At 69.8% G+C, this 13613-nt stretch carries 15 protein-coding genes and 1 pseudogene; 14 read left to right on the top strand and 2 right to left on the bottom strand.

Annotation, left to right across the window (positions count from 1 at the left end; all coding sequences use genetic code 11):
- Positions 1–68: 68 nt before the first annotated feature.
- The 6 genes from pstS to phoB all read left to right on the top strand — a co-directional run bounded on the left by pstS (position 69) and on the right by phoB (position 5539).
- Entirely contained in the window at positions 69–1121 is a 1053-nt protein-coding gene (gene pstS, locus KSF81_RS12805; protein ID WP_217379307.1) for a phosphate ABC transporter substrate-binding protein PstS, read from the top strand.
- A 186-nt stretch (positions 1122–1307) separates the two neighbouring features.
- Positions 1308–2267 carry a phosphate ABC transporter permease subunit PstC gene (gene pstC / locus KSF81_RS12800; RefSeq protein ID WP_217381679.1) on the top strand — a complete coding sequence of 320 codons (960 nt, stop codon included), beginning with the start codon at positions 1308–1310 and terminating at the stop codon, positions 2265–2267.
- Positions 2268–2270: 3 nt separating this feature from the next.
- Complete coding sequence (gene pstA / locus KSF81_RS12795) at positions 2271–3149, top strand: phosphate ABC transporter permease PstA (protein ID WP_217379305.1); 879 nt, start codon at positions 2271–2273, stop codon at positions 3147–3149.
- 71 nt (positions 3150–3220) lie between these two features.
- The gene (gene pstB / locus KSF81_RS12790; protein ID WP_254454025.1) at positions 3221–4006 is read left to right on the top strand and encodes a phosphate ABC transporter ATP-binding protein PstB; all 786 of its coding nucleotides are present in this window, start codon (positions 3221–3223) and stop codon (positions 4004–4006) included.
- Positions 4007–4083: 77 nt separating this feature from the next.
- Positions 4084–4803, top strand: coding sequence for a phosphate signaling complex protein PhoU (gene phoU / locus KSF81_RS12785; protein ID WP_217379303.1), 720 nt, complete (start codon positions 4084–4086; stop codon positions 4801–4803).
- Between the two features lie 19 nt (positions 4804–4822).
- Positions 4823–5539, top strand: a complete 717-nt coding sequence (phoB, locus tag KSF81_RS12780) for a phosphate regulon transcriptional regulator PhoB (protein WP_217379302.1) — start codon at positions 4823–4825, stop codon at positions 5537–5539.
- On the opposite strand, the gene KSF81_RS12775 is transcribed toward phoB, so the two are convergent.
- Entirely contained in the window at positions 5512–6102 is a 591-nt protein-coding gene (locus tag KSF81_RS12775) for a nucleoside 2-deoxyribosyltransferase (protein ID WP_217379301.1), read from the bottom strand. The genes phoB and KSF81_RS12775 overlap by 28 nt on opposite strands.
- A 243-nt stretch (positions 6103–6345) precedes the next feature.
- Here KSF81_RS12775 and KSF81_RS12770 point away from each other — a divergent pair, with 243 nt between their 5' ends.
- The 8 genes and pseudogenes from KSF81_RS12770 (at position 6346) to KSF81_RS12740 (ending at position 12256) form a co-directional block, all read left to right on the top strand.
- Positions 6346–7164: an alpha/beta hydrolase gene (locus KSF81_RS12770; protein ID WP_217379300.1), complete on the top strand. Its 819-nt coding sequence runs from the start codon at positions 6346–6348 to the stop codon at positions 7162–7164.
- Positions 7165–7212: 48 nt separating this feature from the next.
- Positions 7213–8409, top strand: a complete 1197-nt coding sequence (locus KSF81_RS12765; protein WP_254454024.1) for an ABC transporter substrate-binding protein — start codon at positions 7213–7215, stop codon at positions 8407–8409.
- Positions 8410–8445: 36 nt separating this feature from the next.
- Positions 8446–9369, top strand: coding sequence for a branched-chain amino acid ABC transporter permease (locus KSF81_RS12760; RefSeq protein ID WP_217379299.1), 924 nt, complete (start codon positions 8446–8448; stop codon positions 9367–9369).
- A gap of 6 nt (positions 9370–9375) precedes the next feature.
- Positions 9376–9978, top strand: a pseudogene (locus tag KSF81_RS29645) (ABC transporter permease subunit); the annotation flags it as partial.
- Positions 9863–10327 (top strand): branched-chain amino acid ABC transporter permease, encoded by a 465-nt coding sequence (locus tag KSF81_RS31470; protein WP_309139717.1) that lies wholly within the window; start codon positions 9863–9865, stop codon positions 10325–10327. The pseudogene KSF81_RS29645 and the gene KSF81_RS31470, both read left to right, overlap by 116 nt.
- Positions 10320–11072 (top strand): ABC transporter ATP-binding protein, encoded by a 753-nt coding sequence (locus KSF81_RS12750; protein WP_217379298.1) that lies wholly within the window; start codon positions 10320–10322, stop codon positions 11070–11072. Before KSF81_RS31470 ends, KSF81_RS12750 begins: the two co-directional genes overlap by 8 nt.
- On the top strand, positions 11072–11788 hold the full coding sequence (locus KSF81_RS12745) for an ABC transporter ATP-binding protein (RefSeq protein ID WP_217379297.1): 717 nt from the start codon (positions 11072–11074) through the stop codon (positions 11786–11788). Before KSF81_RS12750 ends, KSF81_RS12745 begins: the two co-directional genes overlap by 1 nt.
- An 18-nt stretch (positions 11789–11806) precedes the next feature.
- On the top strand, positions 11807–12256 hold the full coding sequence (locus KSF81_RS12740; protein ID WP_309139553.1) for a cupin domain-containing protein: 450 nt from the start codon (positions 11807–11809) through the stop codon (positions 12254–12256).
- 1 nt (position 12257) lies between these two features.
- On the opposite strand, the gene KSF81_RS12735 is transcribed toward KSF81_RS12740, so the two are convergent.
- Positions 12258–13577 (bottom strand): hypothetical protein, encoded by a 1320-nt coding sequence (locus KSF81_RS12735; RefSeq protein ID WP_217379296.1) that lies wholly within the window; start codon positions 13575–13577, stop codon positions 12258–12260.
- Positions 13578–13613 lie beyond the last annotated feature (36 nt).

The following is a 13613-nucleotide window of genomic DNA, read 5'->3' as shown; positions in this document are numbered from 1 at the left end:
GCTGACTAGTAAGGCCGCAGCCGCCCGGGGAGTACCGCCCCGGGCCGAATACGGACGGAGAGAGACGCGTGCAGAGACGCTCATTCCTGCTGACCTCGGGCCTCCTCGCCTGCGGCCTGGCCGCCAACCGCCCGGCCCTGGCGCAGGAAGCCACGATCACCGGCGCCGGGGCGAGCTTCCCCAATCCGGTCTACCAGAAATGGGCCGAGGCGGCCCGCCCCGCGACCGGCGTGACGCTGAACTACCAATCGGTCGGCTCCGGCGCGGGCCAGGCTCAGATCCGCAACCGCACGGTCGATTTCGGCGCCTCCGACGCACCGATGACGGCGCAGCAGTTGCAGGAGAACACCCTGCTGCAATTCCCGACCGTGCTCGGCTCCCTGGTCGCGATCGTCAACCTGCCCGGCGTCGCGGACAACCAGATGAAGCTGACCGGGGAGGTGCTGGCCGAGATCTATCTCGGCAAGATCACCCGCTGGAACGACCCGAAGCTGGCCGCGCTCAATCCCGGCCTGACCCTGCCGAGCCTCGCCATCGCGCCGGTCTACCGGGCCGATGGCTCGGGCACGACCTTCGTCTGGGTGTCGTACCTGGCCGCGGTCAGCCCGGAATGGAAGCAGCGCGTCGGCGTCGCCACCTCGGTGCGCTGGCCGACCGGCTCCGGCGCCCGCGGCAATGAGGGCGTGGCGGGCACCGTCCGCAACACGCGCGGCGCCATCGGCTATGTCGAGAACGCCTATGCCATCCAGAACAAGCTGATCTCCACCCAGCTCCGCAACAAGGCCGGCCAATTCGTCTCGCCGACGCCGGAAAGCTTCGTTGCCGCGGCGCAGAACGCCGACTGGTCGGTGCCCAACTTCGCCGCCGATTTGGTTGATACCCAGGGCGCCACCTCCTGGCCGATCGTCTCGCCCACCTTCATCCTGCTGCCGAAGAATCCGCAGGATGCGGGGCGCAGCCGCAGCGTGATGCGCTTCTTCGACTGGGCCTTCGCCAATGGCGACAGCATCGCCAGGGAGCTGGAATACGTGCCGCTGCCGGCCACGGTGAAGGATGCCGTCCGCGCCGCCTGGACCCGGGAGATCGTCGCCGGGGGCCAGCCGGTCTGGCCCGGCCGCTGAACCAGGACCGACCCGGGCGGGGCTTTCCCGCCCGGGTTGCCGCCCGCCAGAGCAAACTCCGTCCGGGTGGAATCACCCGAGCGGAGTATTTGCTCGCCGAAACAAAAGGCTAGAGCGGATTCCGTGAGCCAATGCGAACGGAAAATGCTTTAGCCCGCCGCAGGGGAGCCCAGCTTGTCCCAAGCCATGGCTGCGATGCCGACCGCCGCCGCGCCGCCACGCCGCCGCGCGAGCGAGACCGGCGACCGGATCTTCGAGATGCTGTGCCGCGGTGCCGGCATCCTGGTGCTGCTGCTGCTTGGCGCCATCATTGCCGGGCTGTTCATCGGCGGCTGGGATGCCTTCCGCACCTTCGGCCTTGGCTTCGTCACCTCGACCGAATGGGATCCGGTGCAGGAAGTCTTCGGCGCCGGCGTCTCCGTCTACGGCACGCTGCTGACCGCGGTTCTGGCCATCATCCTTGCCGTGCCGATGGCCTTCGGCGTGGCCTTCTTCCTGACCGAACTGGCGCCGGCTTGGCTGCGCCGCCCGGTGGGAACGGCGGTCGAGCTGCTCGCCGCGATACCCTCCATCATCTTCGGCATGTGGGGCTTCTTCGTGATCGTGCCGATCATGGCGCAATACGTGCAGCCGGCGGTGATCGACACGGCGGGCGAACTGCCGCTGGTGGGCCTGCTGTTCCAGGGGCCGCCCTTCGGGACCGGGCTCTTCACCGCCGCGCTGATCCTCGCCATCATGATCCTGCCCTTCATCGCCGCTACCATGCGCGATGTCTTCGAGCAGGTGCCGCCGGTCTACAAGGAAAGCGCCTATGGCCTCGGCGCCACCACCTGGGAGGTGATGCGCGGCGTCGTCATTCCCCATACCCGGATCTCGGTGGTGGGCGGCATCATGCTCGGCCTCGGCCGGGCGCTCGGCGAGACGATGGCGGTGACTTTCGTCATCGGCAATGCCAACCGCATCACGCCCTCGCTCTTCGCACCGGGCAATACCATCGCCTCGCTGGTCGCGCTGGAATTCGGCGAGAGCGAGCTGGGCAGCCTGAAGCTCTCGGCGCTTCTGGCGCTGGGCTTCATCCTCTTCGTCATCTCCTTCGTGGTGCTGGCGCTGTCGCGCTGGTTGCTGCGGTCCCGGCTGAGGGCCTGACGCATGTCCGCCACGACCATACCCGGCCCGCGAAAGGATCCGGCCGCCGCCGCGCGCCTCGGCGCCCGCCGGCGCCGTGCCGACCTGCTGCTGCGAGGCTTCGGCTTTGCCGCGACACTCCTCGGCCTGGTCTTCCTGGTGTCGATCCTCGCCACCCTGTTCTGGCTGGGCCTCGGAGCGCTGAACCTTACTGTCTTCACGAAAGTCACCGCGCCGCCGGGCTCCGAAGGCGGGTTGCTGAACGCGATCGTGGGAAGCCTGGTGCAGGTCGGCATCGGCACGGCCGTCGGCACGCCGATCGGCATGCTGGTCGGCACCTACCTTGCCGAATATGCGCGCGGCTCGGCGCTCGGCAATGCGGTGCGCTTCGTCTCGGACATCCTGCTCTCGGCCCCTTCGATCCTGATCGGGCTTTTCGTCTACCAGATCATGGTGGTGCCCTTCGGCGGCTTCTCCGGCTGGGCGGGTTCGGTGGCGCTGGCGATCATCGTCATCCCCATCGTGGTCCGCACCACCGAGGACATGCTCTCGCTGGTCCCGAATACCCTCCGCGAAGCGGTGATCGGGCTCGGCGCCCCGAAATGGAAGATGGTCACCCTGGTCTGCTGGCGGGCGGCGATGAGTGGCATCATCACCGGCATCCTGCTGGCCCTGGCACGCGTGGCGGGCGAGACGGCACCGCTGCTTTTCACCTCGCTCGGCAACAACGGCTGGAACATCGATCTCGCCAGGCCTTATCCGAGCCTGCCGCTGGCCATCTATGCCTATGCGGGCTCCCCCTATGAGGACTGGATCGCGCTGGCCTGGACCGGCGCACTCATCATCACCCTCGGCGTTCTGGGCCTGAACATCCTCGCCCGCAGCGTCTTCCGGCAGAAATGACAGAGACCCCCATGAGCGGAACCGCCCTCCCCTCCGAAGCCTCCGCCATCGCCCCGCAAGGCTTCGGCGGCATGCAGGCGCGCTCCTCCGAGGCGCTGAACGCCACCCCGCGGATCGCAATGCGCAACCTGGACTTCTATTATGGTGACAACCGGGCGCTGAAGGCGATCGACCTCGACCTGCCGGAACGCCAGGTGACCGGCATGATCGGCCCCTCCGGCTGCGGCAAGTCCACGCTGCTGCGCGTGCTGAACCGCATGTACAGCCTCTATCCCGGCCAGCGCGCGACAGGCGAGGTGATGATGGACGGCCGCAACATCATCGCCCCCGACATCGACCTGAACGAGCTGCGCGCCAGGGTCGGCATGGTGTTCCAGAAGCCCACCCCCTTCCCCATGACCATCCATGAGAACATCGCCTTCGGGGTGCGGCTGCACGAGCGGCTCTCCAAGCCGGACATGGAGGAACGGGTGGAATGGGCGCTGACCCGCGCCGCCATCTGGGGCGAGGTGAAGGACCGGCTGCACAGCAGCGCGCTCGGCCTCTCGGGCGGCCAGCAGCAGCGGCTCTGCATCGCCCGCAGCATCGCGGTGCGCCCGGAGGTGATCCTCTTCGACGAGCCGACCTCCGCGCTCGATCCGATCAGCACACTCAAGATCGAGGAGCTGATCGACGAGTTGAAGCGCGACTTCACCATCGCCATCGTCACCCACAACATGCAGCAGGCGGCGCGCTGCGCCGACCAGGTGGCCTTCTTCTACCTGGGCGAGCTGATCGAGGTGGCGCCGGCGGCGCAGCTCTTCACCGCGCCGCGCCACCTCAAGACCCAGGAATACATCACCGGGCGCTTCGGATGACGTGGTCCGATGACCGCAGGGCCGCATGGCCCGGAGGTCTGAATCGGCCCGAGAACACCATGCAGGGACCGAGATTCATGGAACAGAGGCCCGAGCACACGGTCCGCAGCTATTCCGAAGAACTGCGCCGGCTGCGCGAGATGATCGCGCGCATGGGCGGCCTGGCCGAGCGGCAGGTGGCGGACGCCACCAACGCGTTGGTGCGGCGCGATGCCGACCTCGCCACCGAGGTGGTGGGGCGCGATGCCGAGATCGACGCGCTGGAGCAGGATATCGAGAGCTTCTGCATCCGCCTGCTGGCCCTGCGCCAGCCGGTGGGCCAGGATCTCCGGCTGGTCATCGCTGCGCTCAAGATCAGCCACGGGATCGAGCGGATCGGCGATTATGCCCGCAACGCCGCCAAGCGCGCCATCGTGGTGGCGCAACAGCCTGCCCTCGGCAGCCTGAACGGCTTCCTGAGGATGGCGCTGCTGGTGCAACAGAACCTGAAGGGCGCCATCGACGCGCTGGTGCATCATGATGCCGCCCGCGCCGATGAGGTCTGGGCTGCCGACCAGCCGGTGGACGAGGTCTATAACGGCATCTTCCGCGAGATGCTGACCTTCATGATGGAGGACCCACGCAACATCACCGCCGCAACGCATCTCCTGTTCATCGCGAAGAACCTGGAACGGATCGGTGACCACGCCACCAATATCGCCGAGACGGTGCACTACGCCGTGCGCGGCGAGAACCTGGCCGGCGAACGCCCGAAGGCCGATGTCTCGGCCTCCGCCGTGGTCCGGCCGCAGAGCTGATGCCGGGGAGATCGGCGTGATGCCCGACATGCTGCCAGGCGTCGCCAGGCCCACCATCCTCGTGGTCGAGGACGAGGCCCCGCTGCTGACGCTGCTCCGCTACAACCTGGAGAAGCAAGGATTCCGCGTGGAGGAGGCGGCGGATGGCCAGGAAGCGCTGCTGCGCGTCGCCGAGGCGCAGCCCGACCTGGTGCTGCTGGACTGGATGCTGCCGGCGCTCTCCGGCCTGGAGGTCTGCCGGCAGTTGCGCCGCCGGCCCGCCACGCGCGACCTGCCGATCATCATGGTGACCGCCCGCACCGAGGACCAGGATGCGGTGCGGGCGCTGGATACCGGTGCCGACGACTATATCAGCAAGCCCTTCGCCATGGACGGGCTGCTGGCGCGCATCCGGGCGCTGCTGCGCCGCTCCGGCAGCATCGCCACGAAGGGCACGCTGGGCTGGCGCGACCTCACCATGGACCAGGATGCGCACCGGGTTTCGCGCAACGGCAGGTCGCTGCATCTGGGGCCGACCGAGTACCGGTTGCTGGAATTCTTCATGCAGCATCCCGGCCGCGTCTTCTCGCGCGAGCAGTTGCTGGACGCGGTCTGGGGCCGCGACATCCATGTGGAGCCGCGCACGGTGGATGTGCATATCCGCCGGCTCCGCAAGGCCATCAATGGCACGGGCGAGGAGGATGTCATCCGCACCGTCCGCTCCGCCGGCTATGCGCTGGACGTGGAAGCCGGCTGACCCCGCAGCAGCCGCGCCGCGGCCGCGACGCAGCGGGTGAAGGCGGTGAGGTCGCGCCAGCGCGCCGCCGGCGGCACCGCCTCCGTCTCGAAGATGCCGCCGGCGGCGCGGATGCCGCCATCCAGCATGAGATTGTCCCGCAGGTCGAAATCCTCGACCGCCATGCCCTCCGCATCCTCCCAGGCGCCATCGGCCCGGCGGCGGGCGGCGGGGCCGAGCGCGGCGAGGGTGCGGCTGCCGAAATGCGCGGCGGCATTGGCATAGCCCAGCACCGGCCGACCCAGCCCGCGCATGAAGCCAAGCTCATAGACCGTGCCGGGATCTGCGGAGGGGCCGCGGAAGGGGGTGAGATTGGCGATCAGCGCATCGCAGCCCCGGATATGCGCCTCATTCGCCAGATAGAGCCGGTACCAGCCCGGCTCGCCGTCCTCCGGTGCCTGGTCCGGATGGTCGGTGGGGAAGACCCCGACCAGCCCGTGCCGGGCGCAGATCGCCCGCTTCGCCGAAGCGATCGCCGCCGCATCGGCCAGGAAGACCTCGGGCCCTGCCAGATAGATCCGCATGCCGCCAGTCTGGTCCGCCTGGGATTGAGGATGAGTGAAGGCGCCGCCTCGTTGCGTAGCGGGACCCAAGGGGCGAATGCCAGTCATTTTCGGATTCCGTCCCGCAATTCCCAGGAAAGACCGGAATGCCTCGCTCAATATGGGAGGTTCGCATGGATTTTCAACAGATTCGGCGCCCCCCGCGGCAATTGCCGCACTGGGAATCCGGTTGCCGGCGGGCCGCGTGCGGCGTGCAATGCCGGCATGGATGCACAGGCCGAATACGACAACCGCGCCCGGGTCCCGGAGCACCCCGGCATCATCGCCGGCTGGGCCCACGACGCGGCAGCCTTCCGGGCGGCATGGAACACAGCCGATCTCGGTCTGGCCTATGGCCCGGGAGAGCGGGAAAGGCTCGACCTGTTCCGGCCGGAAGCGGGCACCGGCTGGCCCCTCGCGCTCTTCATCCATGGCGGCTACTGGCAGGCGCTCGACCGCTCCTTCTGCAGCCATATGGCACGGGGGCTGCTGGCGCATGGGGTGGCGGTGGCCATCCCTTCCTATGATCTCTGCCCGGCAGTGCCGCTCGCCCGCATCGTGACGCAGATGCAGGCGGCCGCGGCGTTCCTGTTCCGCCGCCACCGCCGGCGCATCCTGGCCATCGGTCATTCGGCCGGCGGGCATCTCGCGGCGATGCTGATGGCAACCCAGTGGCCCGCCCTGGATGCCACACTGCCGCCCGATCTCGTGCCGGCCGGCCTGCCCATCTCCGGCGTCTTCGAGTTGGAGCCGCTACTGCCCACCAGCATCGCCTCCCCCTTGGGCCTGACACCGGCCGAGGCCCGCCGCCTCTCGCCGCGCCACCTGCCACCGCCCGCCGGCGCCGTGCTGCATGCGGTGGCGGGCGGTGCCGAAAGCGGCGAGTTCCTGCGTCAGACCAGGGATTTCGCCGCCGCCTGGGGTGGCACCTGGGAAGCGGTTCCCGAAGCGAACCATTTCACGGTATTGAACCCGCTGGCCGAGCCGGGCCATCCGCTGGTCGGGCGCGCCGCCGCCATGACGGCACGGCTTGCCGCGGGCTGACGGTCCGGGCCAAGAAGGGTCCGCAGGGAAACGAAGGGAGTGCTGGGGATGATGGCCATCGGCAGGCGTGGGGTGCTGGCCGGCACGGCGGGGCTGCTGGCCATGCCGGCGGTCCGGGCGCGGGCGCAGCAGCAGGGCGTCAAGATCGGGCTGGTGGCGGTGCAGACCGGGCCGCAGGCGGCGCTCGGCACCCAGTTGCGGGACGGCTTCCTGCAAGGGCTGAAGCACCTGGACGGCAAGCTCGGCGGCCTCACCGCCCAGGTGGTGGATATCGATGACGAGCTGCGGCCGGAAGTGGCCGTCACCAAGGTGCGCGCGGCGCTGGAGCGCGACCGGGTGGATTTCGTCGTCGGCGTGGTCTTCTCCAATATCCTGGCCGCCATCATGCGGCCGGTGACGGAGAGCAATACCTTCCTGATCTCGACCAATGCAGGCCCCTCCACCTTCGCCGGCCGCGGCTGCAACCCCTTCTTCTTCACCACCAGCTACAACAACGACCAGGTCCATTCCGTGATGGGCCAGGCGGCGCAGGATGAGGGCTACAAGCGGGTCTTCGTCATGGTGCCGAACTATCAGGCCGGCCGCGATGCCGTCGCCGGCTTCAAGAGCCGCTTCAAGGGCGAGGTGGTGGACGAGGTCTATGTGCCCCTCACCCAGCTCGACTTCTCGGCCGAGCTGGCGAAGATCGCGGCGGCAAGGCCGGATGCGCTCTTCACCTTCATGCCCGGCGGGCTCGGCGTGAACCTGGTGCGGCAGTATCGCCAGGCCGGGCTGGCCAATATCCCCTTCCTCTCGACCTTCACCGTGGATGAGGCGACCCTGCCGGCGCAGCAGGACGCGGCGCTGGGCTTCTTCTCCGCCGCGCCCTGGGCGCCGAACATGGACAATGACCGGAACCGCCGCTTCGTGCGCGATTTCGAGGCCGCCCATGCCTATGTCCCCGGCAGCTATGCGGCGCAATCCTATGACGGCGCCATGCTGCTGGATTCCGCCATCCGCAAGCTGGGCGGCAATCTCGGCAACAAGGACGCGCTGCGGGAGGCGATCCGCGCCGCCGATTTCCAATCCGTGCGTGGCAATTTCCGATCGGCACCAACCACTACCCGGTCCAGGATTTCTGGCTCTGCAAGGTGGCGAAGCGCGCCGACGGCAAATTCCAGACCGAGACGGTGCGCAAGGTGCTGGAGAACAATATCGATCCCTACGCCGCCGAATGCCGGATGCGCTGATGCCGCGCAGGCGTAGTGACACCCGGCCGGCAACACGCCAGCCACCGCGCCCATGACCACGCAACTACTGCTGGTGCAGACCTTGAACGGCCTGCAATTCGGCGTGCTGCTCTTCCTGGTGGCGGCGGGGCTGACGCTGGTCTTCGGGGTGATGGACTTCATCAACCTGGCGCATGGCGTGCAGTACATGCTGGGCGCGTATTTCGGCGCCAGCCTCGCCGCCTGGACCGGCAGCTTCTGGGCCGGGCTGGCGCTGGCGCTGCCGGCCGCCCTCGCCTGCGGCCTGGCGCTGGAGGTGCTGGTCTTTCGCCACCTCTATGGGCGCGACCACCTGTCCCAGGTGCTGGCCACCTTCGGCGTCATCCTGTTCCTGAACCAGGCGGTGCGCGCCCTCTGGGGCACCGCGCCCTTGCAGATGCCGATGCCGGAGGCGCTTTCGGGCGGCATCGCGCTGATGCCTGGGCTGCAATACCCGGTCTACCGGCTGGCGATCCTCGGCGCCGGGCTCGGCACCGCCGGGCTGCTCTGGCTGCTGGTGGAGCGCACGCGGATGGGCGCGCTGGTCCGCGCCGGCGCCAGCAACGCGCCGATGGTGGCGGCGCTCGGCGTCGATATCCGGCGGCTCTTCATGCTGGTCTTCGGCTTCGGGGCGATGCTGGCGGGCTTTGCCGGGGTGATGGCGGCGCCGATCCTCTCGGTGGAGCCAGGGATGGGCGACACCGTGCTGATCCTGGCCTTCGTGGTGATCGTCATCGGCGGCATCGGCAGCATCCGTGGCGCCTTCCTGGCGGCGCTGCTGGTCGGGTTGATCGAGACGCTGGGGCGCTCCCTGATGCCGGATCTGATGCGGCTCTTCATGGCGCCCTCCCCGGCGCGGCAGGCGGGGGCAGCGATCGCCTCCATGCTGGTCTATATCGCGATGGCGGCGATCCTGGCGGTGCGGCCGCAGGGGCTGTTTCCGGTCCGGGCGGGCTGACGCGCCATGCGGGCCGCCTTGCGGGATGGCGCGCTGCCGCTGCTGGTGCTCGGCCTGCTGGCGGCGGCGCCTTTCATCGGCTTCGGCCAGGGCCATTCGATGACCCTGCTGGCCCGCGCCATGATCCTGGCCATGGCGGCGGTAAGCCTCTCGCTGCTGGTGGGCGGCGCCGGGCTGATCAGCCTCGGCCATGCCGCCATGCTGGGCTTCGGCGCCTATGCGGTGGTGGTGCTGGACGCCGCGGGCATCACCGAGGCCGCCATCGTGGCACCGGTGGCGATGGCCGCGGCGGCCGGCTTCGCGTTGCTGACGGGCGCCGTCGCGATCCGCACCAGCGGCGTGAACTTCATCATGATCACCCTGGCCTTCGGCCAGATGGCCTTCTTCACCGCGGCCTCGCTCGCAGGTTATGGCGGGGATGACGGCTATACCCTCTATGGCCGCTCCACCCTCGCCGGCACCCGGCTGCTGGAGAACCGGCTGGTCTTCCACTATGCCTGCCTTCTCCTGCTCGTGCTGGCATTGGCCTTCTGCCGCAGCCTGCTGGCCTCGCGCTTCGGCCGGGTGCTGCGGGCGGCGCGGGAGAATCCGCTGCGGGTGCAGGCCGTGGGGTTCAACCCCTATCCCTACCGGCTGGTCGCCTATGGCATCGCCGGCGGCATCGGGGGGGCTCGCTGGCATGCTGCTGGCGAATGCCACCGGATTCGTGGCCCCCTCCTTCCTCGCCTGGCAACGGTCCGGCGACCTCCTCTTCATGGTGATCCTGGGCGGCCTCGGTTCGCCCTTCGGGGCGGTGCTGGGGACGCTGGCTTTCGTGCTGGTGGAGGAATGGCTCGGCCATATCACCGAGCATTGGCGGCTGATCTTCGGCCCGCTGCTGATCCTGGCGGTGCTGTTCCTGCGGGGTGGGCTGGTTGGGCTGCCGGCGCGACTTCGCGGTGCGCGCCGCCATGGCTGAGGCGCTGCTGGAATTGCAGGGGCTGTATAAGCGCTTTGGCGGCCTCGCGGTGACGGATGGCGTCTCGCTGGCGGTGACGAACGGCAGCATCCATGCGGTGATCGGCCCGAACGGCGCCGGCAAGACCAGCCTGATCCACCAGATCAGCGGCACGCTCCGCCCCGATGCCGGGCGCATCCTGTTCGGCGGGCGCGACATCACCGGCCTACCGGTGCAGCGCCGCGCCCGGCTTGGACTGGCCCGCAGCTTCCAGATCACCTCGGTGGTGCCGGGCTTCACCGCGCTGGAGAATGCGGCGCTGGCGGTGCAGGCGCGCTCCGGCTCCTCCTTCCGCTTCCTGCGCGTCGCGGCTTCGGAGGCGGCGCTGAACGGAGAGGCCATGGCGGCGCTCGACCAGCTCGGCCTTGCCGGCCGCGCCGGGGTGCCGGCGGGGGCGCTCAGCCATGGCGAGCGGCGGCAGTTGGAACTGGCCATCGCGCTCGCCATGCGGCCCCGCCTGCTGCTGCTGGACGAGCCGCTCGCCGGCGCCGGGCCGGAGGAGACGGAGCGGCTGGTCGGCATCCTGCGTGGGCTGCGGGGCCGCTATACCATCCTGCTGGTCGAGCATGACATGCAGGCGGTCTTCGCCCTCGCCGATCGCATCTCGGTCCTGGCCGAAGGCCGGGTCATCGCCACCGGCACCGCGGCGGCAATCCGCGGCAATGCCGAGGTCCGCGCCGCCTATCTCGGGGAGGAGGAGGGCTGATGCTGGCCATCGAGAACCTCGCCGCCGCCTATGGCCAGAGCCAGGTGCTGGCGGATGTCACGCTGACGGTCGGGGCCGGCGAGGTGGTGACGCTGCTCGGCCGCAACGGCATGGGCAAGACCAGCACGGTGCGGGCGATCATGGGGCTGCTGCCCGGGCTGGGCGGGCGCATCCTGTCCGGCCGCATCGCCTTCGCCGGCACCGACCTGCTCGGCCTGCCGCCGCATCGCGTGGCGCAGCAGGGGCTTGGCCTGGTGCCGGAGGGGCGGCAGGTCTTCCCGACCCTCACGGTCGAGGAGAACCTCACCGCCACCGCGGCCAACCGGGGTGGTGGCCCTGCGCGCTGGACCCTGCCCGCCATCTACCACCTGTTCCCCCGCCTGGCGGAGCGGCGGCGGAACCTCGGAGCCAGGCTCTCCGGCGGTGAGCAGCAGATGCTGGCGATCGGCCGGGCGCTGATGACCAACCCGAAACTGCTGATCCTGGACGAGGCCACCGAGGGGCTGGCGCCCCTGATCCGCGCCGAGATCTGGGCGGTGCTGGCGCGGCTGCGGCGGGAGGGCCAGGCCATCCTGCTCATCGACAAGAATCTGGCCGCCGTGCTGCGCCTGGCCGATCGGCATGTGGTGGTGGAAAAGGGCCGCGTGGTCTGGACCGGCAGCAGCGCGGCGCTGGCGGCGGAGCCCGCACTGCGCGACAAATACCTGCACGTCTAGGATAGGGAGCACACCATAGTGGCCAAGCCGAAGATGACCGCCGGGATCACCCGGGCCGGCGAGGGCGAGGGCGGCGTTGTCTGGAACATCCTGGGCCAGACCTACAAGCCCATGCAGCATTCCGAGGCGTCCTTCGCCTTCGAGACGCTCTTCCCCGACGGCACCTTCGTGCCGCCCCACGTCCATGCCACCCAGGACGAGTTCATCTACATGCTCGACGGCAAATTCGAGCTGTTCCTGGACGGCCAGACCCGCTTCGCCGGCATCGGCGACCTGATCCGCCTGCCCATGGGCCTCCCGCACGGCATCTTCAACAAATCCGGGCAGCCGGTGCGGGCGCTGTTCTGGGTGGCGCCGAGCCGCGGCCTCTATGAGCTGTTCACCCGCATCCACAATGTCGCCGACCCCGGCGAGGTGGTGCGGATCGCCAGCGAATACGAGGTGGAATTCCTGCCGCCGCCCGGTTGACCTACCGGCGCACGCAGGCCTGCTGGAAGAAGCGCAACTCGCCTTCCGGCAGCAGCACCCCCTGCCCGACCAGCTGCACGATCCGCCGGCAGCGCAGCCCCAGCGGCTCGGGGGGCGGTTCCTGGGCCATGGCGATGGGTGGCAATGGCGCTGGGGCGGCAATGGGCGGCAGCGCCGGCCGCCGGCTGGCCTCCGGATAGGCCGGGCGTGGCGGCGGTGCCGGGGGCGGTTTCGCGGTCGCCTCCTCCGGCTCGATGGCTGGCGCGGCGCGGCGGGCGGCGATGGGCGGCAACCCGGGCGCAGTCGTGCGGGGTGCTGCCTCGTTGGCAGCGCCACGCCGGGGCGGCACATAGGGGCGCAGCTCCACCGGGCGGGAGATGCGTGCCGGCCCCGAATCCGGCAATGGGGCTTCGGCCTGAGTGGCCGGCGGGGGAGCGGCCTGGGACGCCACAGGCGCCGGTGCCTCCACCTGCACCCTGGGCGGCGATACAGGAACCAGCCGTGGTGGGGCAGGCACAACAGCCTCCACCGGCGGCATCACGGAGTTCGGTGCCTCCACCTGCACCCTCGGCAGCGGTGGCGCCACTGCCTGCGGCGCCACGGGGGCCGGTGCTTCTGCCTGCCCTCCGGGCGGCGCGGCGGGCGCCTCAGCAGCAGGTAGGCTCGCGCTCATTCCGGTAGCATCCGTGGCGGGGGCTGCTGGCGGGGTGGGCCGCCCCCCGCCGGCCACCGCCAGCAGCACTGCCAACCCCACCGCCGCCAGGACCGCGCCGCCGGCAAGCCGGTGACGACCGGCGGAGCGGCCACGCCGCCGCAGGCGCCGGGATTGCAGCCGGGGCACCGCCGGCTCGGTCATCAGGGCGCGGGCGACAGCGCCGACCCAGGCATCGCCGCCCGCCAGGCTGAGCGGCGGCACCGCGGCGAAGGCGGCTTCCAACCGGCCCTGCAGCGTCTCCAACTCCCGCGGCGAGAGGCGCAGATGCACCACCGGCAGATGGCCCGGGAAGATCGCTGGAAACCGCGCCAGGTCGAGCCGCGCCCGCAGCGCCTCGACCGCACCCTCGGTACGGCCCGGCAGCAGGTCCAGCAAGGCGACGCCGATCGAAGGATGCAGCAGCGCCAGGGGCAGGCCCTCGCCATGCCCGAGCCGGCATTTCCGCAGGATGCGCCAGCCGCGCCCCAGCCCATCCAGCCCGGGGGGCGGGTCCGTCGCGGGCTGGACCGGGACGGCCGAAGCAAGTCCTTGCACCCTCAGCACCTTCAGGTCCGCCACAAGATCCCCCGCCTCCGGAAGCATCCGCGCCGCATGGTCATGGACCACTCAATATGGGATCCATGATGGCGCCAATCGCCTCAA

Source organism: Siccirubricoccus sp. G192, assembly GCF_019084075.1.
Lineage (GTDB): Bacteria > Pseudomonadota > Alphaproteobacteria > Acetobacterales > Acetobacteraceae > G192.
This window is presented reverse-complemented; position numbering and strand designations above follow the sequence as displayed.

Coding starts and splice junctions, on each gene's coding strand:
- pstC (WP_217381679.1), top strand. CDS start 1,308: ATGGCTGCGATGCCGACCGCCGCCGCGCCGCCACGCCGCCGCGCGAGC.
- pstA (WP_217379305.1), top strand. CDS start 2,271: ATGTCCGCCACGACCATACCCGGCCCGCGAAAGGATCCGGCCGCCGCC.
- pstB (WP_254454025.1), top strand. CDS start 3,221: ATGCAGGCGCGCTCCTCCGAGGCGCTGAACGCCACCCCGCGGATCGCA.
- phoU (WP_217379303.1), top strand. CDS start 4,084: ATGGAACAGAGGCCCGAGCACACGGTCCGCAGCTATTCCGAAGAACTG.
- phoB (WP_217379302.1), top strand. CDS start 4,823: ATGCCCGACATGCTGCCAGGCGTCGCCAGGCCCACCATCCTCGTGGTC.
- KSF81_RS12775 (WP_217379301.1), bottom strand. CDS start 6,102: ATGCGGATCTATCTGGCAGGGCCCGAGGTCTTCCTGGCCGATGCGGCG.
- KSF81_RS12770 (WP_217379300.1), top strand. CDS start 6,346: ATGGATGCACAGGCCGAATACGACAACCGCGCCCGGGTCCCGGAGCAC.
- KSF81_RS12765 (WP_254454024.1), top strand. CDS start 7,213: ATGATGGCCATCGGCAGGCGTGGGGTGCTGGCCGGCACGGCGGGGCTG.
- KSF81_RS12760 (WP_217379299.1), top strand. CDS start 8,446: ATGACCACGCAACTACTGCTGGTGCAGACCTTGAACGGCCTGCAATTC.
- KSF81_RS31470 (WP_309139717.1), top strand. CDS start 9,863: ATGCCTGCCTTCTCCTGCTCGTGCTGGCATTGGCCTTCTGCCGCAGCC.
- KSF81_RS12750 (WP_217379298.1), top strand. CDS start 10,320: ATGGCTGAGGCGCTGCTGGAATTGCAGGGGCTGTATAAGCGCTTTGGC.
- KSF81_RS12745 (WP_217379297.1), top strand. CDS start 11,072: ATGCTGGCCATCGAGAACCTCGCCGCCGCCTATGGCCAGAGCCAGGTG.